Annotated in this window: 16 protein-coding genes; 14 read left to right on the top strand and 2 right to left on the bottom strand. The window is 60.6% G+C overall.

Going from position 1 to position 21,802, the window contains the following annotated elements:
* Window positions 1–357: 357 nt before the first annotated feature.
* From DFS28_RS11855 to DFS28_RS11825, 7 genes are all read left to right on the top strand, one after another.
* Window positions 358–1,338, top strand: a complete 981-nt coding sequence (locus DFS28_RS11855; protein ID WP_111449898.1) for a quinone oxidoreductase — start codon at window positions 358–360, stop codon at window positions 1,336–1,338.
* A gap of 14 nt (window positions 1,339–1,352) precedes the next feature.
* Window positions 1,353–2,201, top strand: a complete 849-nt coding sequence (locus tag DFS28_RS11850) for a TauD/TfdA family dioxygenase (protein ID WP_111449897.1) — start codon at window positions 1,353–1,355, stop codon at window positions 2,199–2,201.
* An 87-nt stretch (window positions 2,202–2,288) separates the two neighbouring features.
* Window positions 2,289–3,341, top strand: a complete 1,053-nt coding sequence (locus DFS28_RS11845) for a 3-keto-5-aminohexanoate cleavage protein (protein ID WP_111449896.1) — start codon at window positions 2,289–2,291, stop codon at window positions 3,339–3,341.
* Between the two features lie 92 nt (window positions 3,342–3,433).
* A complete protein-coding gene (locus DFS28_RS11840) occupies window positions 3,434–4,762 on the top strand; it encodes an MFS transporter (RefSeq protein WP_111449895.1) in 1,329 nt (442 codons plus the stop codon).
* Window positions 4,759–5,421, top strand: a complete 663-nt coding sequence (locus DFS28_RS11835; protein WP_111449894.1) for a DsbA family protein — start codon at window positions 4,759–4,761, stop codon at window positions 5,419–5,421. Before DFS28_RS11840 ends, DFS28_RS11835 begins: the two co-directional genes overlap by 4 nt.
* A complete protein-coding gene (locus DFS28_RS11830) occupies window positions 5,418–5,744 on the top strand; it encodes a Rieske 2Fe-2S domain-containing protein (protein WP_111449893.1) in 327 nt (108 codons plus the stop codon). The genes DFS28_RS11835 and DFS28_RS11830 overlap by 4 nt, the downstream gene beginning before the upstream one ends.
* A complete protein-coding gene (locus DFS28_RS11825) occupies window positions 5,741–6,751 on the top strand; it encodes a YeiH family protein (RefSeq protein WP_111449892.1) in 1,011 nt (336 codons plus the stop codon). The genes DFS28_RS11830 and DFS28_RS11825 overlap by 4 nt, the downstream gene beginning before the upstream one ends.
* Before the next feature lie 190 nt (window positions 6,752–6,941).
* Here DFS28_RS11825 and DFS28_RS11815 read toward each other — a convergent pair whose 3' ends face one another.
* Window positions 6,942–8,000 (bottom strand): AraC family transcriptional regulator, encoded by a 1,059-nt coding sequence (locus DFS28_RS11815; protein ID WP_111449890.1) that lies wholly within the window; start codon window positions 7,998–8,000, stop codon window positions 6,942–6,944.
* 355 nt (window positions 8,001–8,355) lie between these two features.
* On the opposite strand from DFS28_RS11815, the gene DFS28_RS11810 reads away from it, so the two are divergent.
* The 7 genes from DFS28_RS11810 (at window position 8,356) to DFS28_RS11780 (ending at window position 19,694) form a co-directional block, all read left to right on the top strand.
* A complete protein-coding gene (locus DFS28_RS11810; RefSeq protein WP_111449889.1) occupies window positions 8,356–8,922 on the top strand; it encodes an alpha/beta hydrolase in 567 nt (188 codons plus the stop codon).
* A 127-nt stretch (window positions 8,923–9,049) separates the two neighbouring features.
* Window positions 9,050–11,062: a DUF1302 domain-containing protein gene (locus tag DFS28_RS11805; RefSeq protein ID WP_111449888.1), complete on the top strand. Its 2,013-nt coding sequence runs from the start codon at window positions 9,050–9,052 to the stop codon at window positions 11,060–11,062.
* Between the two features lie 41 nt (window positions 11,063–11,103).
* The gene (locus DFS28_RS11800; protein WP_111449887.1) at window positions 11,104–12,462 is read left to right on the top strand and encodes a DUF1329 domain-containing protein; all 1,359 of its coding nucleotides are present in this window, start codon (window positions 11,104–11,106) and stop codon (window positions 12,460–12,462) included.
* A 149-nt stretch (window positions 12,463–12,611) separates the two neighbouring features.
* A complete protein-coding gene (locus DFS28_RS11795; RefSeq protein WP_111449886.1) occupies window positions 12,612–13,685 on the top strand; it encodes a YCF48-related protein in 1,074 nt (357 codons plus the stop codon).
* 31 nt (window positions 13,686–13,716) lie between these two features.
* Window positions 13,717–16,233, top strand: coding sequence for an RND family transporter (locus tag DFS28_RS11790; RefSeq protein ID WP_111449885.1), 2,517 nt, complete (start codon window positions 13,717–13,719; stop codon window positions 16,231–16,233).
* A 7-nt stretch (window positions 16,234–16,240) separates the two neighbouring features.
* Entirely contained in the window at window positions 16,241–18,019 is a 1,779-nt protein-coding gene (locus DFS28_RS11785) for an acyl-CoA dehydrogenase C-terminal domain-containing protein (protein WP_111449884.1), read from the top strand.
* Window positions 18,020–18,050: 31 nt separating this feature from the next.
* Entirely contained in the window at window positions 18,051–19,694 is a 1,644-nt protein-coding gene (locus DFS28_RS11780) for a fatty acid--CoA ligase (RefSeq protein ID WP_111449883.1), read from the top strand.
* 673 nt (window positions 19,695–20,367) lie between these two features.
* On the opposite strand, the gene DFS28_RS11770 is transcribed toward DFS28_RS11780, so the two are convergent.
* Window positions 20,368–21,801: an efflux transporter outer membrane subunit gene (locus tag DFS28_RS11770; RefSeq protein ID WP_111449881.1), complete on the bottom strand. Its 1,434-nt coding sequence runs from the start codon at window positions 21,799–21,801 to the stop codon at window positions 20,368–20,370.
* Window position 21,802 lies beyond the last annotated feature (1 nt).

Raw genomic sequence — 21,802 nt, 5'->3', positions numbered from 1 at the left:
GAGAGATCCTCCTTCGGTAAAGAGAGCGCCCCGGCAAGTTTAGACTCGCCGAGGTTCTCGCCGGGCTGACCATCTCATTAGGGGCAAGAGCCCTTGGTTACTTGGGGCTCTTCCAAGTGACTCGCTGTAAAAGCGAAACCAATAGCCGCCGTGACCGCAGAAACGGATATGTACCCCGGCATCAGCCCCCCCCTTGCCGTGCTTTTACATTTCCGGGATTCGTACACGCACACCGTTGTCATGAAATGAAAAGCCATTGTCGTCTGATGAGAAGCGACTCGCCAGGCGGCATCCTACAGTCCAATCAGCGCAATTCGACGCAGCACGCCCATCTTGCAGATTGGAGAATAAGAAAAAATGGCCAAAGCCGTACGCTTCTACGAAACCGGTGGTCCCGAAGTCCTTCGTTATGAGGAGGTCGAAGTTGGCGACCCCGGTCCAGGCCAGGTTCGTCTTCGTCATGTGGCGGTCGGCCTGAACTATGCCGATACCTACTTTCGCAATGGCACCTACCCGATCCCGATGCCCAACGGCATGGGGGTTGAAGCCTCCGGTGTGGTCCAGGCCATCGGCGAGGGCGTCACCAATGTCCGCGTGGGTGATCGCGTCACCTATACCGGTTTTCTCAATACCTTGGGGGCCTACAGCACCGAGCGTCTGATCCCGGCCGCGCCGTTGATCAAGCTGCCGGAAACCATCAGTTTCGAGACCGCCGCCGCCATGACCATGCGCGGCCTGACGTCGTCGTACCTGATGCGGCGCATTTACGATTTCAAGGCCGGCGACAGCATTCTGCTGCACGCCGCTGCCGGTGGCGTGGGCCTGATCGTTTCGCAGTGGGCCAAGCTGCTCGGCCTCACCGTCATCGGTACCGTGTCCACCGAGGTCAAGGGCGAAATCGCCCGTACCCATGGCTGCGACCATGTCATCAACTACAGCCACGAAGACGTCGCCCAGCGCGTGCGCGAGTTGACTGACGGCGTCGGTGTCAATGTGGTGTTCGACAGCGTCGGCAAGAACACCTTCATGGGTTCGCTGGATTCGCTCAAGCGTCGTGGCCTGATGGTGTGCGTCGGCACGGCATCCGGTCCGATCCCGGCCCTGGATCCGGTACTGCTGGCAATGAAAGGCTCGCTGTTCATGACCCGTCCGGCCCTGGCCGATTACATCGCCGACCCGGCGGAAAAAGCCGCCCTGGCCGGCGAGTTGTTCGACCATGTTGGCAGTGGACGGATCAAGATCGAGATCAACCAGCACTATGCTTTGCAGGATGCCGTGCAGGCCCATCGCGACCTGGAATCACGCAAAACCACGGGCTCTTCGATTTTCGTCATTTAAGGGAGTCGTCTGCCATGAAAGTCGAACAATTGACCTGCAGCATTGGCGCCGAACTGAGCGGCGTCAACCTCGCCGACGCGGTCCATGACGATGGTCTTTTTGCCGAGATTCGTGCTCAGTTGCTCAAGCATCGAGTGGTGTTCCTGCGTGATCAGGACATCACTCGCGCCGAGCACGTGGCCTTCGCCCGCCGCTTCGGTGAGTTGGAAGATCATCCGGTGGCTGGCAGTGATCCGGATCATCCCGGGCTGGTGCGCATCTACAAGAACCCGGACCAGCCAATGGACCGCTACGAAAACGCCTGGCACACCGACGCGACCTGGCGCGAGGCGCCGCCGATGGGCTGTGTGCTGCGTTGCGTAGAGTGCCCTCCGGTGGGCGGCGACACCATGTGGGCCAACATGGTCGAGGCCTATGCGCGCTTGCCGGAGGACGTAAAGGTCAAGATTGCCGACCTGCGCGCCCGCCACAGCATCGAAGCAAGCTTTGGCGCCGCCATGCCGATCGAAAAACGTCTGGCGCTCAAGGCGATGTACCCGGATGCCGAGCACCCGGTGGTGCGCACTCATCCGGAAACCGGAGAGAAGGTGCTGTTCGTCAACGCCTTCACGACGCACTTGAGCAACTACCACACCCCCGATCGCGTGCGCTTTGGCCAGGACGCCAACCCTGGTGCGAGCGAGTTGCTGCGCTACCTGATCAGCCAGGCCTACATCCCCGAGTATCAGGTGCGCTGGCGCTGGAAACCCAACAGCATTGCCATCTGGGACAACCGCAGCACCCAGCACTACGCCGTCATGGATTACCCTCCGTGCCATCGCAAGATGGAGCGTGCCGGGATTATCGGCGACAAGACCTACTGATCGACCCCTACTGCATTCGCACTCGTAAACACGTCTGCCCGGCACGATCCCGGGTGGGCGCGACAATCATAAAAACAGGAGTAACTCATGCAATTCTTCGACGATTCCCTGCACCCGGAAAATATGGAAAAGGTGGTCATCACCGTGGCCCCGTACGGCCCGGAATGGATGCCGGAAGACTTCCCCGAAGACATCCCGCTGACCATGGACGAACAGGTGCAAAAAGCGGTCGAATGTTATGAGGCCGGTGCCACCGTCTTGCACTTGCACGTGCGCGAGCTGGACGGCAAGGGTTCCAAGCGCCTGTCCAAATTCAACGAATTGATCGCTGGTGTGCGTGAAGCTGTGCCGGACATGATCATCCAGGTCGGTGGTTCGATTTCCTTCGCACCGGAAAGCGATGGCGAAGCCGCCAAGTGGCTGTCGAACGATACGCGACACATGCTGGCCGAGCTGACGCCTAAACCGGATCAGGTCACGGTGGCGATCAACACCACCCAGATGAACATCATGGAACTGCTGTATCCGGAATATCTGGAAGGCACTTCCCTGGCCAATCCCCTGTATCAGGCCGCCTACAGCGAAATGACTGTTCCGGCAGGTCCGGCCTGGGTCGCCGAGCACCTCAAGCGTCTGATGGACAACGGCATCCAGCCGCACTTCCAGCTGACCGGCATGCACGCCATGGAAACCCTCGAGCGCCTGGTGCGCAGGGGCGTCTACAAGGGCCCGTTGAACCTGACCTGGATCGGCATTGGCGGCGGTTTCGATGGCCCTAATCCGTTCAACTTCTTCAACTTCATCCACCGCGCGCCGGACGGTTGCACCCTGACCTCCGAGTCGCTGCTCAAGAACGTCATGCCGTTCAACACCATGTCGATGGCCATGGGCATGCACCCGCGTGTGGGCAATGAAGACACTATCATTGATCACAAGGGCGATCGTTTCGGCTCAGTTGCGCAGATCAAGCAAACCGTGCGTATCGCCCATGAGCTGGGTCGGGAAATCGCCACCGGTAAAGAAGCCCGTGAGATCTACCGCATCGGCGTGCAGTACCAAAGCATCGAAGAAACGTTGCTGGCCAACGGCATGGCCCCCAACCGCAAGGCTGGGCAAAAAGGTGTGCCGCAACGCGGCTGATCGGCCGACGAAGCGGGTGGTCGATGGCCTCCCGCTCGCTGCACTGCAACACGCTTGATAACAACAATAAAACAAAGCTTTGAGGAGGCTGCATGGCCTTTCACCCAATCGCCGCAGACGATGACGACTGTGCTGTCGGTGTTGCGCGACCGTACGCCTGGATCGTCTTCGCACTGACGTTCGGGCTGTTGATTTCCGATTACATGTCACGCCAGGTGCTGAACGCGGTGTTCCCGATGCTCAAGGGCGAATGGGCCCTGAGCGACGGCCAGCTCGGCCTGCTCAGTGGCATTGTCGCGCTGATGGTGGGGCTGCTGACGTTTCCCCTGTCATTGCTGGCGGATCGCTTCGGCCGGGTCAAGAGCCTGGCGCTGATGGCTTTGCTGTGGAGTCTGGCGACACTGGGCTGCGCAGTGGCGCAGGACTATCAGCAGATGTTCATTGCACGATTCATGGTCGGCGTCGGCGAAGCGGCGTACGGCAGCGTTGGCATCGCGGTGGTGATTTCGGTATTTCCCAAACACCTGCGCGCAACGCTGGCCAGTGCCTTCATGGCGGGTGGCATGTTCGGTTCGGTATTAGGGATGGCGCTGGGCGGTGCAATCGCCGCCAAGCTTGGCTGGCGCTGGTCGTTTGCCGGCATGGCGCTGTTCGGTCTGCTGCTGGCAGTGCTTTACCCGATTATCGTCAAGGAAGCGCGCATTGCGCCGCAACGCGCCTCCCTGGCGGCGAACAAGGCGGCGGCAGCGGTCAAGCGTCCGTTGCGTACGCTGTTTTCCAGCCGTTCGGTGATCGCTGCCTACATCGGCAGTGGCTTGCAACTGTTCGTCGGCGGCACCGTCATTGTGTGGATGCCCAGTTACCTCAATCGTTATTACGACATGGCCACGGACAAGGCGGGCGGTGTCGCGGCGATCATCGTGCTGTGCAGCGGTGCGGGGATGATCCTGTGCGGCATGCTAAGCGATCGGCTGTCGCGCCATTCACCTGAGCGCAAAGTCACTTTGGCCATCGCCTTTTGCCTGGGCAGTTGCCTGTTGTTGTCGGCGGCGTTCGCCCTGCCGGCAGGGCCTGTGCAATTGGCGCTGATCTGCCTGGGGATGTTGATTGCCGCCGGCACGACCGGCCCTTGCGGAGCGATGGTTGCCAACCTGACCCATTACTCGGTCCACGGCACGGCCTTCGCCACGTTGACCCTGGCCAACAACATGCTGGGGCTGGCGCCTGGGCCGTTCATCACCGGCAGGGTGTCCGACCTTATTGGCTTGCAGGCTGCTTTTCAATTAGTGCCGCTGGTCAGCATCGCGGCAGCGGCGGTGTTCTTTTATGCCAAGTGTCATTACCACAAGGACATTGCCCGGCTTAAGGGCGAGCGGGTCAACGATCCGGTGGGCGAATCCGTGTTAGAGGTGAAGTTGTGAGTAGTCGTTTACGTATTGATGTGTTCTTCGATTTCATCTGCCCCTGGTGCCTGATCGGCAAACGTCAACTGGAGCATGCGCAGGTACAGTTTCGCAGTCGCCACCCGGATGTGCAGATCACCACGGTGTGGCATGGCGTGCAGTTGCTACCTCAGTTGCCGGTAGAAGGCGAGCCCTTCGCCGATTTCTACCGCAAACGTCTGGGTAATGCCGACGCTATGACCATGCGCCAGGCCCAGGTTCAGCAGGCTGCCGCGGCGGTTGGACTGACCATCGACCTCAACCACATCGAGACGATGCCCAACACCGCAGACGCCCACCGTTTGTTCGAACGAGTCAGCGTACTGGGCAATGCTGCTCAGCGTGAAATGTTGCTCGAACGGCTGTTCAGCGCTTATTTCCGCAGACGAGAAAACCTGGGGTGCCGCGAGACCTTGCTCGCCATTGCCCGCTCCTGCGGCGTCGATACGGACGTGGTGCTCGATTGCCTGAAGGGCGACGCCACGCCGTTCGAAGGCCTCCCCGGCGCGACCAGTGGGGTGCCGAGCTTTCAGTTCGACCGTCGCATGACGGTGATCGGTGCACAACCTGCTCAGGCATTGCTCGGGGCCATGAGCCAGGCACTGAAAGAAAGTGATCACGAGCGGCAACCTGCATGAACCGGCGTATCCCCGTGCCTGCCGGAAAACTCCCGCAGGCGGGCGGTCGTGCGCTGTTCGAATTCGATGACAAAAGCCTGGCGTTATTCAACGTCGAAGGTGACGTGTTCGCCATCGACGACAGTTGCCCGCACCAGGGCGCCTCGCTGTGTGGCGGGCGCCTTGAGGGGCGGGTGATTCAGTGCTGCGCCCATGGCCTGCGCTTCGATTTGCGCAGCGGTTACTTGCTTAATTCCACCGCAGTCAAAGTCGCCAACTACCCGGTCGAGATCATCGACGGCCAGGCATTCATCGTCATCGTTCCCCAGGAGGCCGCGCCATGAGCGCCATCGCTCTCACCCGTATCCACAGCCGAACGCGCGAATTGGCGCCGGGCTTTATCGTCAGTCTGATCGTTGCAGCGGCTGCGTCCTTTTTGTCCGAGCACTACGGCGCGCCGGTGATGCTGTTCGCTTTGTTGCTGGGCATGGCGGTGAACTTCCTGGCCGGTGACGGTGCCTGCAAGGCTGGCATCGAGTTCACGGCGCGTACGGTGTTGCGCATTGGTGTGGCGCTGCTGGGTATGCGCATCACCCTCGAACAGATGGCTGCGCTGGGCTGGAAGCCTGTGGCGCTGGTGGTGATTCTGGTGGTGGTGACCATCGGCGTTTCAGTGATCGCAGCCAAGGCGCTGGGCTTTCAGCGTTTGTTCGGCATGCTCACCGGTGGCGCCACGGCGATTTGTGGTGCATCGGCCGCGTTGGCGCTGGCGGCGGCATTGCCGAACCATCCGCAGAAAGAACGCGCGACGTTGTTCACGGTGATCGGGGTGTCGGCGCTGTCGACCCTGGCGATGATCGTGTACCCGATGATTGCCAACTGGCTGTCGTTGTCGCCACAAGTGGCGGGCGTGTTCCTGGGGGCAACCATTCACGATGTCGCCCAGGTGGTCGGTGCCGGTTACAGCATGTCGACCGAGACCGGCGATACGGCCACGGTGGTCAAGTTGATGCGGGTTGCCATGCTACTGCCGGTGATCGTCTGTGCAGCCATGATCACCCGCATGCAGGGCGCCGACCCGACCGGCAAACGACCGCCGCTGCTGCCATGGTTCGCCGTCGGGTTTCTGATTCTGGCCTGCATCAACAGCACCGGCTGGGTGGCCCCGGTGGTGCAGGGTTCGGTCAATGAACTGTCGCGCTGGTGCCTGGTGGTTTCCATCAGCGCCCTGGGCATGAAAACCCAGCTCAAGGAGCTGGCAGCGGTGGGCATCAAACCGATCCTGCTGATGGTGGGGGAAACGGTGTTCCTCGTCGTGCTGGTGCTGCTGTTGCTGCGTTGGGGAATGTAGGCACACAACACTGTGGCGAGGGAGCTTGCTCCCGCTGGGGTGCGGAGCGCCCCCACAAAGAACACCGCGTTTTTTCAGAAACCACTCGGCGTCCTTTTTGGGGCCGCTGCGCAGCCCAGCGGGAGCAAGCTCCCTCGCCACAGAACTCCTCGACCGGTGTCACGAACACCGGTTTTTTTTTGCGTCCCTTTCAGTCTTCCCAAGGTTGCGTGGGGCCGGGCAGGGTGCTCGGCTCGCTGGGTGCCTTGGGTTGTTTTTGCGCGCTGCGCCAAGCCGCCGGCGGCATGCCGAACTGGGTGATGAACCAGCGTGTGAAGGAACTCGCCATGGAGTAGCCGAGCATGTCGGCGATCCGGCCCAACGAGTAATTCGGGTTTTCCAGGTAGCGCAACACCAGGTCACGGCGCACGTCGTTGATCAGGTCGTTGAAGGCGCAGCCGTCGTCTTTCAGGCGACGTTGCAGGGTGCGTACGTTCATGCCCTGGGTCTGGGCAATCTGCTCGATGGTGGCGCGTCCCATCGGCAGCAGCAGGTAGATGGCTTTGCGCACCTCGAACAGCATCGAAGGGCCTTCGTGGTTCAGCAGTGAGTCGAGGTAACTCTGGGCATAGCGCGCCATGGCCGGGTCGGCATGGGGGTTGGTCATGTCGAGGCTGGCATTGGGACAGACGATGCCATTGAACTCGCTGCCGAACTCCAGTTTGCAGCCGAACAGACGGCGATGCAGTTGCAGGTTGTCGGGTGGCTGGTGCGTGAAGTTGACACTGTAGGGTTGCCAGTGTGCGCCGAGCAGGGCGGCGCACAAGCGGAACATCACGCCGATCGCCAGTTCATTGGCTTGTCGGCAGGGCATCGGCGATTCGGTGACCACCTCTTCGCGAATGATCACCATCTTGCCAGCCTCCTCGATGAAGAGGGCCAGCGAATCGTTCATCAGATGACGGTAGTGCACCAACACTTGCAAGGTGTCACGCAGCGTTCGCTGGTGACTGAGCAGCAGACTGACCACGCCGAAGTCCGAGAGCTGGCGCGACTCGGCCATGCTCAGGCCGAAACTCTGGCAGCCACTGGCGACGGCCGAATCCTCCAGCAGACGCACGGCGGCATCGATGGGAATGCGATGTTCAGGGGCTTGCAGCTTGGCTTTGCTCAAGCCGACGCCGGCCAGTACATCGCGCGGGTTGAACCCCAGGTACTGAGTAACCTCCAGGTAGTTGGTCAAGACGGCGGCGCGAACAAGCTTGGGCATGCGAAGGTCTTTCCTGGGCCAGTTGCGATTCAAATTTGCGTGGCGACTATATCCAGCACATCAACAATTGAACAGTTGTGACGTTGGCGAGGGCGCTCGCCCAATGCTGTCCAAAATCACACCGTCGTTGTGCAGCAATCGACGCTCACCCATTGATTACAGTGAGCTGTAGAGAACCTGCGGGGATATTCGACCAATGGTCACCATGTGCCAACAGCTGGAAATTTGTCATGAAAAGAAAAGTGCCTGACGTCTAATGAAAAGCGCCTCGGGCGGGCGCTCTTTAATGTCAGTCCTACAAAAAGCCCCTGGCGAATAGAGCCAGTCGAGTCATCGAGAAAGCGAAGGTGTTGAAGTGAACAAACTGCAAACTGCAGCAACCGTTCTGATCGTACCGGGTCTGCGCGAGCACGTTGCCGAGCATTGGCAAACGCTGCTTGAAACCAGGCTGTGCAAGGTACGCAGTGTGCCGCCGCTGGACACCGACAAGCTTGATTGCAGCAAGCGGGTCGAAGCGATCCAGCACACACTGGCACAGATTGACGGGCCGGTGATTCTGGTCGCTCACAGCGCCGGCGTGTTGATGGTTGCGCACTGGGCGGCGCAGCACAGTCGGCCGATCAAGGGCGCGCTGCTGGCCGCTCCGCCGGACCTTGATGCCCAATGGCCGCAGGGCTACCCATCCGCTGAAACCCTGCGTACCCAGGGTTGGGACCCTTTACCCAAAGGCCGGTTGCCCTTCCGCAGTCTGCTGGCCGCCAGTACCAACGACCACCTCGCCAGCCTGGACGCCGCCACGCGCATGGCCGAAGGCTGGGGCAGCGAGCTGCTCAATCTCGGCGAAGTCGGTCATCTCAATCCTGCTGCCGGGTATGGGCACTGGCCACACGCCGAAGCCCTCATCCTCGAGTTGGATCGCTAGTTCAGGCGCCGGTTGGCCCGCGCCATCCGGCATTTGCCCTCATTCCTGAAACCGTAAACCCCTGGAACAAGGGGGTGCGCGAGGGCGGCTGCGCTTAAAACAAATACAAAAAGGCGGAGACAACGCAATGCACAACAATAAGAGTCACGGGTTCGCACCCTCGCGTTACACCTTGTTGGCCTCGGCCATTCTGGCCGCAGCCGTGCCGGTCGCGCAGGCGGTCGAGTTCGACACAGGTAACCCGGACTGGACCGTACGTCTTGATAACACCGTGAAGTACAACTACGGCGTACGCACCGAAAGTGCTGACAAACGCATGCTGGCAACGCCGAACAACAACGACGGCGACTACAACTTCCGCAGGGCCGGGACCAACATCACCAACCGTGTCGACCTGCTGACCGAGATGGATGTGGTCTACCAGAACCACATGGGTTTTCGTGTCAGCGCTGCCGGTTGGTACGACAAGGCCTACGAGAACACCGGTTCCAATTCCAACCCGTTCGTCAACGGCAACGATGCAAGGTCGGGGCTGGTCGCCAACGACCCACGTCTGGCCGCGGTCACCGGCGACAATGTCGGCAACGGCAGCCCGCACCTGAGCAACTATGCCCAGCGCTACTACACCGGACCGTCCGGCGAAATCCTCGATGCCTTCGTGTTCTACAGCACCGAAGTGGGCGAGGAGTCGCTGCTGAGCGTCAAGGCCGGTCAGCACAACGTGTTCTGGGGCGAGACCATTCTCAACCCGGTGCACTCGATCAGTTACGGCCAATCGGGCCTGGACCTGGCCAAACTGGCTGCCTCGCCCGGTACCGAAGCCAAGGAACTGTTCGTTCCGCGTAACCAGTTGTCGATGTCGTTCACCGTCAATCCCGAGTTGACCGTGGGTGCCCAGTATTTCCTCGATTGGGACGCCGCGCGCCTGCCGGAAGCCGGCACTTATTACGGCGGTTCCGATCTGGTCGGTTTCGGTGCGCAATCTTTCCTGCTGGGCAACACCAATGGCGTGGTGCCGGGCAGTCCGCTGGGGTGTGGTCTGGCGCCCTGCAACGGTCTGACCAATGTGCGTCGCGGTCACGACCTGACGCCGGACAAGCGCGGTGACTGGGGCGTTATGGCCAAGTGGTCGCCGGCCTGGCTGGATGGCACCCTCGGCGTTTACTACCGCGAAACCTCGGAAATCCTGCCGCAAGCGTGGCTGGATGCCAGAGGCCTGAGTTCGGCCAACCCCAACGGCACCCGGCCGGCTGGGCAAGTGCCTGCGGTGGTCAATACGCTCAACTCGCTGAGCACCGCCACCTATCAAATGGCCTACGCCGACAACATCAAGATCGTTGGCCTGAGCCTGTCCAAGGATGTGGGCGGGGTGAGTGTGGGTTCGGACCTGAACATTCGTCACAACATGCCGCTGGCCAGTATTCCGGCGATTGTCAGCACCAACAGTCCGCTGGGCCTGGGCGCGGGTCTTGGCCTGTTGCCGGCGCGTACGGCTGCCACCGGTGTGGTGTATGACACCCCGGAGAGGGGCGACAGCATGGCCGCCACCGGCGACACCTTGCACTGGACGCTCAACGGTCTGATGACCATTGCCAAAACGCCGGTGTTCGATTCGGCAACCCTGCTGGGCGAGCTGTATTACAGCAACCTGCTCAAGCTCGATAGCAAGAACGAGGCGCTCTACAAGGGCAAGGACACCTATCGCGGCATCGACCAGCCGACCCGGGACAACTGGGGCGTCGCGGTCAACTTCACGCCGACCTGGTACCAGGTGTTTCCCGGCGTCGACCTCAACGCACCGATGTCCGTCAACGTGGGCCTTGCCGGCGTGTCGCCAGTGTCCGGTGGCGGCGCCAAAGACACCGGTAACTATGCCGTGGGCGTGGGTGCCGTTGTGTACAACAAATACTTCGTCGACCTGAAGTACGTGGACTCCTTCGGCAAGACCGACAAGTGCGACACCAGCGGTCTGAGTACCGGCGCGGCCAATGCCGGCAGCGGCGACGGCTCCACACCCAATGCCTTTAGCGGCAATGAAAACTACGCCTGTTACGGCGGTGGCTACTCAGCCTTCTCCGGTGGAGGGGCCACGACTGAGGACCGTGGCGCCGTTTACCTGACGATGAAAACCACTTTTTGATGCACCACTGATTTGCTCAATGCAAGCAGGAGAATAACAAGATGAAATTCGCAAAAACCGTGTTGGCCGCGTCGCTGGCCATGGTCCTTGCCGCCCAGGCACAGGCCGCTGTTTCAACCCAGGACGCTGCCAAATTGGGCAGCAGCCTGACCCTGGTGGGCGCCGAAAAGGCCGGGAACGCTGATGGTTCCATCCCCGCCTATGACGGTGGCCTGACCACGCCGCCGGCCAGTTTCAAATCCGGTGACAGCATGCGCCCGGATCCCTTCGTCAACGAAAAACCGTTGCTGGTGATCGACGGTAAAAACGTCGATCAGTACAAGGGCTTGCTCAGTGCAACCACGGTGGAACTGGCCAAACGTTTCCCGAGCTTCCACGTCAATGTCTACCCGACCCACCGCACCGTTTCGCTGCCCAAAGCCATCCTCGACAACGGCGTGAAGAATGCCAGCGGTGCCAAGTCCCTCGAAGGCGGTTTGGCCATCGATAACGTGCTGCCGGGCGTGCCGTTCCCGATCCCGCAGTCGGGCAACGAAGCGATGTGGAACTTCCTGCTGCGCTATCAAGGCGTGAGCATCAATTCCAAGTACGACTCCTGGAACGTTGACTCCGCCGGCGTGCCGAGCCTCGCGACTACCGGGCAGGCGTTCATTTCCTATCCGATCTACGAAAACCTCGCGCAGCCGATCAGCAGCGCCGACGTGTACTACCAGATGAAGCTGTCCTATACCGGCCCAGCGCGCCGGGCCGGTGAAGCGGTGATGCTCAAGGACGCCGCCAACCCGCTGCAGCAACCGCGCCGCGCCTGGCAGTACTTGCCTGGCCAGCGTCGGGTCAAACTGGCACCGAACCTGGCTTATGACACGCCTAACCCCGGCACCGCCGGCGCGGGCACCTACGACGATGTTTTCGTGTTCAACGGTGCACTGGATCGCTACGACTGGAAGCTGGTGGGCAAGCAGGAAATGATCGTGCCCTACAACACCTACAAGCTGACCTACGCCCAGGATCCCAAGTCGCTGACCACCGCCAATCACCTGGCTCCCGATTACGTGCGTTGGGAAAAACACCGCGTCTGGGTGGTGGAGGGCAACCTCAAGGCCGGCGCTCGACACATCTATCAGAAGCGCCGCTTCTACCTCGATGAAGACAGCTGGACCGCTCTGGCCTCTGACCAATACGACGCCCGTGGTCAGCTGTACCGTGGCTCCTTCGCGTTCCTCAGCCAGAGCTACGACAAGCAGATCCCGGATTCCACGCCCTTCATGATCTACGACCTGGTGGGGGGCTCCTACAACATCAACGGCGTGGTCGGGCCTTACGGCGGCATCAAGTACATCGATCCGCTCTCCAAGGCGCAATGGTCGTCGGAATCCCTGGCCGGCAGCGGCATTCGCTAAGCCAAACGCAAAAAAGCGCCCGCAAAGTCCACGACTCACAAGGCGTGGACCGTGCGGCGGTCGGTGCACGCCGATCGTCGCGGGCGCCAAGTGTGAACGTCAGACACACGGATGTGTGTCCCGGCGCGGTTTTCCGAAGAGGACGCGGTATGTGTTCGTATAAGAATTATTTGCAGGTGGCGTTTGGGGTTGTGCTCGGCCTGTTGCAGGGCGTCACCCACGCGGCCGATTACGTCGATGTGCTGGACCTGCCCGCCAGGGTCAGTGCCTTGGCCATCAACAGTCCGTTGTCCGGCATGGCCCGCGCCGGTGAGCGCGTGATCGCCGTCGGCCAGCGTGGCCATATTCTGTTTTCCGATGATGCCGGCCAGCACTGGCAGCAGGCCGCGGTGCCGGTCAGTGCCGACCTCAATGCCGTCAGCTTTCCATCCGCCACCCAGGGCTGGGCGGTGGGCGGCGACGGTGTGGTGTTGCACAGCAACGACGCGGGGGCGACCTGGCGCAAGCAACTGGACGGTCGCGAGATCGGTGCGTTGTTGGTCAAGCATTACGGTGCGTTGGCCAGTACAGAACCTGACAACGAACAATGGCCACTGCTGGTCGCCGAAGGTGAGCGCCTGGTGGCGCAGGGCGCCGACAAACCCTTGCTCGATGTCTGGTTCGCCAACGACCGCCTCGGCTATGTGGTCGGGGTGTTCAACCTGATCCTGCGCACCGAAGACGGCGGCCAGAGCTGGACCCCGTTCCAGGACCGCACCGACAACCCGCAGGGCTTTCACCTCAACGCCATCGCCTCCACCGGGGATGCGCTGTACATCGCCGGCGAGCAAGGCTTGTTGCTGAAATGGAATGACGCCCAACAGCGTTTCGCCGCCGTGCAGACACCTTATCAAGGCAGTTTTTTCGGGGTACTCGGCAAGCCCGGGGAAGCGCTCGTCTACGGCTTGCGCGGCAATGTGCTGCGCAGCACCGATGGCGGTCTCAGCTGGACCCCGCAGGAAAGTGGCCTGCACGTCAGCATCACCGCCGGCATCGTCGATGCGCAAGGTGATTACCGCTTGTTCACTCAGGGCGGGCAGATGCTGGTGAGCCAGGGCGCCGGTGCGCAACTGCACTGGTTGCAGCAAGCCGAACCGGTCCCGGTGACGGGCGTCACGCGCGCTGCCAACGGTGCGCTGGTGGTGGTTGGCAGCCGTGGTGCACGGACGCTGTCCGTTGAATAAGCCCTCGAACCCTTAGAGCGAGAACCCAGACATGGGCCATATCAAACAAGAAACCATGCCGGTGATCCGCGATCTGCGGGACTTCGACCGCCAATCCGGCAATCGGCTGGAGCGGCTGGTGTTCAACTACCGTCCGCTGTTCATGCTGCTGATGGCGCTGGCCACCGTGGTGTTGGGCTACATGGCCGCGACTCGCCTGGAGCTGCGTCCAAGCTTCGAGAAAATGATTCCGCAGAGTCAGCCGTACATCCAGAACTTCCTGGAAAACCGCCAGTCGCTGCGCGGTTTGGGCAACTCGGTGCGGGTGGTGGTGGAGAACACTCAGGGCGATATTTTCGACCCTGGCTATCTGGATGTGCTCAAGCAGGTCAATGACAAATTGTTCCTCACCGAAGGCGTCGACCGCGCCTGGATGAAGTCGTTGTGGAGCCCGGCGGTGCGCTGGACCGAAGTCACCGAGGAAGGGTTCCAGGGTGGCCCGGTGATGCCCGATACCTATGAGGGCAAGCCTGAGCAAATAGAACAGCTGCGCCAGAACATTTCCCGCGCCGGTATCGTCGGCAGTCTGGTGGCCAGCGACTACAAATCGAGCATGCTGATCGTGCCGCTGCTGGACAAGGCCACGGCCAGCGGTCAGCGCATCGACTACCACGCTTTTTCGCAGATGCTCGAGGAGCAGTTGCGCGACAAGATCGAATTCGCCGGTGACAGTGCGGCACGCAAGGCCGGGGAGGAGGGCAAGGGCCAGTACAAAGTCCGGGTGATCGGTTTCGCCAAACTGATGGGCGACCTGATCGACGGGCTGATTCAGGTGATGATGTTCTTCGGCCTGGCGGTCGTCACTTCGCTGATCATCATTTACGCCTACACCCGATGCGTTCGCAGCACCTTGCTGGTGGTCGGCTGCTCGCTGATCGCGGTGGTCTGGCAACTCGGCATCGTCGCCTGGCTAGGCTATGCCATCGACCCGTACTCGGTGCTGGTGCCTTTTCTGATCTTCGCCATCGGCGTGTCCCACGCGGCGCAGAAGATGAACGGGATCATGCAAGACATCGCCCGTGGCACCCACAAACTCATCGCCGCACGCTACACCTTCCGCCGTCTGTTCATCGCCGGCGTCACGGCGCTGCTGGCCGACGCCGTCGGATTCGCGGTGCTGATGCTGATCGATATTCCGGTGATCCGCGACCTGGCAATCACCGCCAGCATCGGTGTGGCGGTGCTGATTTTCACCTCGCTATTGCTGATGCCGGTGGCGCTGTCTTATGTCGGCGTCGGCACCAAGGCGGCCGAGCGTGCGCTGAAAATCGACACGCGCGCAGAAGGGCACAAAGGCTTCGGCAAACTGTGGGACTTGCTCGACCGCTTCACCACGCGCAAGTGGGCCACGGGGGCGGTATTGGTCGCGGTGCTGATGGGCATCGGCGGCTTCATGGTCAGCCTGCAACTGAAGATCGGTGATCTGGAAAGTGGCGCACCGGAGTTGCGTGCCGACTCGCGCTATAACCGTGACAACGCCTACATCACCAGCCACTACGCGCTGTCCAGTGACCTGTTCGCGGTGATGATCAAGACTGCGCCGGAAGGCTGCTTGAACTACAAGACGCTGGTCCTCGCCGACCGTCTGGCCTGGGAACTACAGCAGTACCCGGGCGTACAGGCCACGGCTTCGTTGGTCAACGCGGTGCGCCAAATCACCGCCGGCACCTATGAAGGCAACCCCAAGCTCAACAGCATCCAGCGCAATCAGGACGTGCTGAACTACGCCGCGCAACAAGCCTCGGTCAACTCCCCGGAGTTGTTCAACACCGATTGTTCGCTGATGCCGGTGATCACCTTCCTCAAGGACCACAAGGCCGAGACCCTGGATGCCGTAGTGGGCATCGCCGAGAAATTTGCCCGGGAGAACAACAGCGAAGATCGCCAGTTCCTGCTGGCGGCCGGGTCGGCCGGGATTGAGGCAGCGACCAACATCGTGGTGCGCGAGGCCAATCGCACCATGCTGCTTTACGTCTATGCGGCGGTGACGCTGTTCTGCCTGATCACCTTCCGCAGTTGGCGCGCGACCCTGGTCGCCCTGTTGCCACTGGTGCTGACCTCGATCCTCTGCGAGGCGTTGATGGTGGCCATGGGCATTGGCGTGAAAGTCGCGACCCTGCCGGTGATCGCATTGGGTGTGGGCATCGGCGTGGACTACGCGTTGTACCTGCTCAGCGTGCAGTTGCATTACCAGCGCCAGGGCTTGCCGCTGTCTCAGGCTTACCGCAACGCCGTGTCGTTTACCGGCCGGGTCGTGGGCCTGGTGGGCATCACCCTGGCAGCGGGCGTTGTGTGCTGGGTCTGGTCGCCGATCAAGTTCCAGGCCGACATGGGCATCCTGCTGACCTTCATGTTCCTGTGGAACATGCTCGGCGCGCTGGTGCTGATTCCTGCCCTGTCGTACTTCCTGCTGCGTCACCCCGTTGCGCAAGCCCAAGTGGCGCAAGCCGCTGAAACCGATACCTCTCAACGCCAGGGTATGCCGCATGCCCTGACCACTTCCGAGTAAGCCAACCATGTCTGATTACAAAGCTCCTTTGCGCGATATGCGCTTCGTACTCAACGAAGTCTTCCAAGTGTCCCGGCTATGGGCCCAATTGCCTGGCCTGGCCGAGGTGATCGATGAAGAAACAGCCGCTGCGATCCTTGAAGAGGCCGGCAAAATCAGCGGTGAAGTTATCGCACCGCTGAACCGCAGCAGCGACGAGCAGGGCTGCACCTGGAGTAACGGCGCGGTCCAGGCGCCGGACGGTTTTGTCGCGGCCTACCAGGCATTCGCCGACGGCGGTTGGGTGGGTGTTGGCGGCGATCCGCAGTTCGGTGGCATGGGCATGCCCAAGGCCATTTCGGCTCAGGTCGAGGAGATGGTCAACTCGGCAAGCCTGTCGTTCGGCCTGTATCCAATGCTGACCGCCGGCGCGTGCCTGTCGATCAATGCCCACGCCAGTCGAGAGCTCAAGGAACGCTATCTGCCGAGCATGTACGCCGGCACCTGGACCGGTTCCATGTGCCTGACCGAAGCGCATGCCGGCACGGACCTGGGGCTGATTCGCACCCGTGCCGAACCTCAGGCCGATGGCAGTTTCAAGATCAGCGGCAGCAAGATTTTTATCACCGGCGGCGAGCACGACCTGACCGAAAACATTATCCATCTGGTATTGGCCCGGTTGCCGGATGCACCGGCCGGCCCCAAGGGAATTTCGCTGTTTCTGGTGCCCAAGGTGCTGGTCAATGCCGATGGCTCGCTGGGTGAACGCAACGCGCTGTCCTGCGGTTCTATCGAGCACAAAATGGGCATCAAGGCCTCCGCTACGTGCGTGATGAACTTTGACGAGGCGACCGGCTGGATCATCGATGCGCCGAACAAGGGCCTGGCGGCGATGTTCACCATGATGAACTACGAACGTTTGGGCGTGGGTATCCAGGGCCTGGCGTTGGGTGAGCGTTCGTACCGGAACGCCGTCGAATACGCCCGTGACCGCCTGCAAAGCCGTTCGCCGACGGGCGCGCAGAACAAGGACAAAGCGGCCGATCCGATCATCGTGCACCCGGATGTACGGCGGATGCTGTTGACCATGAAGGCCTTGAACGAAGGCGGGCGAGCGTTCTCCAGCTACGTGGCCCTGCAACTGGACACCGCCAAGTACAGCGATGACGCGGCCACCCGCAGTCGCGCCCAGGAACTGGTGTCGCTGCTGACCCCGGTGGCCAAGGCGTTCCTCACCGACATGGGGCTGGAAACCACGGTGCATGGCCAGCAGATCTTCGGCGGCCACGGTTACATCCGCGAATGGGGCCAGGAACAACTGGTTCGCGATGTGCGCATCACTCAGATTTACGAAGGCACCAACGGCATCCAGTCACTGGACCTGGCCGGGCGCAAAATCGTCGGCAGCGGCGGTGCGCTGTACCGGCTGTTCGCTTCAGAAATCCGCAACTTTACAGCCAATGCCTGCGCTGACCTCCGCGAGTTCACCAAACCATTGAACGCCGCCGTCGACACCCTCGACGAACTGACCGCATGGCTGCTGGACCGAGCCCAGAACAACCCGAATGAAATCGGCGCGGCTTCGGTCGAGTACCTGCACGTGTTCGGCTACACCGCGTACGCCTACATGTGGGCGCGAATGGCCAAAGCTGCCATGAGCACGCATTCCAAAGACGATTTCTACGCCAGCAAACTGGCCACCGCGCGCTTCTACTTCGCCCGTCTGTTGCCACGCATCCACTCGTTGAGTGTATCGGCCAAGGCTGGCAGCGAATGCCTCTATCAATTGGATGCAGAGCAGTTCTGAGCCCACGTAAAAAGGACCGGGAACCACAACCATGATGGCGACAAAAATAATTCCGCCCGCCGACGGCGCCTATGCCTATCCCTTGCTGATCAAGCAATTGCTGCTGTCCGGCGTGCGCTACGAGCCGGGCAGGGAAATCGTCTACGCCGACAAACTGCGCTACAGCTACCAGACCCTCAATCAGCGGATCCGTCGGCTGGCCAACGCCTTGACCGCTGCCGGCGTCAAGGCGGGTGATACCGTGGCCCTGCTCGACTGGGACAGCCATCGCTACCTGGAATGCTTCTTTGCCGTGCCGATGATCGGCGCGGTGCTGCATACCGTGAACATCCGTCTTTCGCCGGATCAGGTGCTCTTCACCATGAACCATGCCGAGGATGACCTGGTGCTGGTACATGATGATTTCCTGCCGCTGGTAGAACAGATTCACGGACGGCTTGAAACCGTCAAAGGCTACCTGCAGCTCACGGACGACACAGCCACTCACACGTCGTTACCAGTGCTGGGCGAATATGAAAACCTGTTGGCCGGGTCGGCAGATCAGTACGACTTTCCCGATTTCGATGAAAACTCCGTCGCGACCCTGTTCTACACCACGGGCACCACTGGCGACCCTAAAGGCGTGTATTTCACCCACCGCCAGCTGGTCTTGCATACCTTGAATGCGGTGGGCACTTTGGGCGTCTATCAGGGGTTGCCGTTGCTGCGTTCCGATGATGTCTACATGCCGATCACACCGATGTTTCACGTGCATGCCTGGGGTGTGCCCTATGTCGCCACCCTGATGGGGATCAAGCAGGTGTACCCCGGACGCTACGAGCCCAACAGCCTGGTCAGGCTGTATCGAGAGGAGAAGGTGACGTTCTCCCACTGTGTGCCGACCATTTTGCAAATGATCCTGAACTGCGAGGAAGCGGCACAGACCCGTTTTGATGGCTGGAAAATGCTCCTGGGCGGCAGCGCGCTGACATTAGGTATTGCCAGCGAAGCGAGCGCCAAAGGTATTCAGGTGCACAGCGGCTACGGCATGTCGGAAACCTGTCCGTTGCTGTGCCTGACTTACCTGCGCGACGAAGACCTTGCTCAATCCACGCAAGCCCAACTGGCCAGCCGCATCAAGACGGGCACACCGGTACCGATGGTCGACCTGAAAATCATCGATGCCAATGGCAATGACGTTGCCCATGACGGCGAGTCTTTGGGCGAGATCGTGGTGCGCGCCCCCTGGCTGACCCAAGGCTATTTGAAGGAGCCGGAAAAGGGCGCCGAGTTGTGGCACAACGGCTGGCTGCACACCGGCGACATGGCCTCTATCGAACCGTTGGGTGGAGTGGAAATCAAGGATCGCATCAAGGACGTGATCAAGACGGGCGGGGAGTGGATCAGCTCGCTGGAACTGGAGAGCTTGATCAGCGAGCACTCGGCCGTCATGTCGGTCGCAGTCGTGGGCATCGCCGATGAACAATGGGGCGAACGGCCGATGGCGCTGGTGGTGTGCGAGCCCGGGCAGTATCTCGATCGCAAGATCCTGGAGACGCACCTGCAAGGGTTTGTCGAGCGTGGCCGCATCAACAAATGGGCGATCCCCAAGCAGTTCAAGTTCGTCGCCGAAATCCCTAAAACCAGCGTCGGGAAGATTAACAAGAAGCTCATCCGGGAAAGTGAATTGGGCTGAAAAAGGTGCGGTTGGGGGGCTACGTCAACCCGTGATCACACGTCGCCAGGTGTTCTGTTTCGGATCAGCTGCTTTAAGGAGCTGATGACTTGGCGGTGAGCTGCGCGGCTGACCACGGTGCGGGTCAATGCGCGAATATCGTGGTCGGAAGCACGGCTCACCGAGGCCTCAATTGGTATCAAGCGTGAGAACGAGTCTTTACCGAGTCAGACACAGTGTGCTGATCGAGCGGCTGACTATTCGGAAACGTTTCTGGCGACAGAGAATTATTCGCAATCGCTCCCAGAGAATGAGGTGCATTAATTCTCGAACTCAATCGCTCAACAAATGACTCAGCTCCAGCAAGGCTGCGGAAACTTGCACCCCACAGATCCATGTGAACCCACCAGAGATTCTGTACAGGATCTTTTTCAATATAAATGTTCATTTACGGCGCTCGGCGATACAGGGTTTCAATCATCCTGACCTGTGCAGAGTCATCCTTTGTTCTCTAAGTACGATGACGGTAGCCATTCATGCTGTTGATCTTCCTGCTTGTTAGCCTGTACTCGAATAACCGGCAAGCTGTTGATAAAAATCAACCCTTCTGGCCTATTTCCCAATAGCTTGATGCCGCGTGTCGGATTCCTGCACTTGTGCCGCGTCAATTGAATATTGGCGGGCGGCTATCTGATCAGGGTCTTTTTTCGCTGACGGTTGCCGTCAGCTTGTCCGCTTCGGTCACCCAACCGCCGCCTGTTGCCTTGTAAACATCGATCATGGCGGTGAACACCGAACCCCGGGTTTGGGTGTAATTCAACTCGGCATCGAACAAGCTGCGTTCGGCATCCAGGACTTCTATGTAGCTGGTGTATCCATTGTCGTAGCGCAATCGCGCAAACCTGGTGTAAGTACGCAGCGCCTCGACCTGACTGGCTTGGGAAGCCATCTGCTCGCGGGATTTGCTCGCCGCCACCAACGCGTTTTCAACATCCCTGAAGGCTGATTGAATCGACTGCTGATAGACCAGCAAGGTTTGTTGTTGAAAGGCCTCGGTCTGTTGGACCTGACCGGCGATTCCGCCAGCGGTGAAAATGGGCATGCTCGCGCCGACACCATAGGACCAGGTGGCGGCCGGCCCGGTGAACAAATTCGAGAGTTGGTTACTGACTGAGCCCAACAGTCCGGTCAGGGATATCGTCGGGAAGTACAGCGCCTTGGCGGCACCGATACGGGCATTGGCGGAGATCAGGTCCAGTTCGGCCTGACGTAGATCGGGGCGTCGCTCCAGCAAGTCCGAAGGCAACCCGGCGGGGACCGATGGCAGGGTCAGTTGCGTCAGATCACGGCCTCTGATGATGGGGCCCGGATTGCGTCCAAGCAGCACCGCCAAATTGTTTTCCTGTTGCGCCACCTGGTATTCGAGTAGCGATACAGACGCTTGGGTGCGCTGGAATTCGGAGAGGTTTTGCGCCAGCTCCATTTCGGAAATGGTGCCGGCGCCAAAGCGCAGTTTAAAAATTCCGTAGGAGTCGCCGCGGGCCTTGGCGGTGGTGCGGGCGATTTCCAGCTGCCGGTCAAGATCGCGTAGCGCTATGTAGCTGGATGCCACCGACGATACCAGGCTCAGAATGACCGAACGCCGACCTTCCTCCGAGGCCAGCAAGTCAGCCCGCGCCGACTCATTGAGCCGCCGTAAACGACCCCAGACGTCCAACTCCCAGCTCACATTGAGGGTCGTCTGGTAGTTTTTGTAAATCGGGTCGACGCTGGAATCCAATGGCACCGGGCCGTTGTCGCGCGGTGCCCTGGCGCGACTGCCTAGCGCGGCGGCGCCGATTTGCGGAAACATCTGCGAGCGCACCACACCGTAACGACCCTGGAATTCCTCGACCCGGGCGGCGGCAATCTTGATGTCTTTATTCTCGACCAGCGCACTGCGGATCAAGTCATTCAGGACCGGATCCTTGAACTGTTCCCACCACAGGGTGTTGGACAGATTGTTGGCCTCCTGCTCTGCATAGCGATAGGCAGCAGGGGTGTCTGTGGCAGGGCGCTGATAATCCGGGCCGAGCATACAGCCTGTCAGGCCCAGGCAAATCAACAACGGGAGATGGCGTGTGCGCATC

Origin of the sequence: Pseudomonas sp. 478 (genome assembly GCF_003254125.1) — a bacterium.
GTDB lineage: Bacteria > Pseudomonadota > Gammaproteobacteria > Pseudomonadales > Pseudomonadaceae > Aquipseudomonas.
This window is presented reverse-complemented; position numbering and strand designations above follow the sequence as displayed.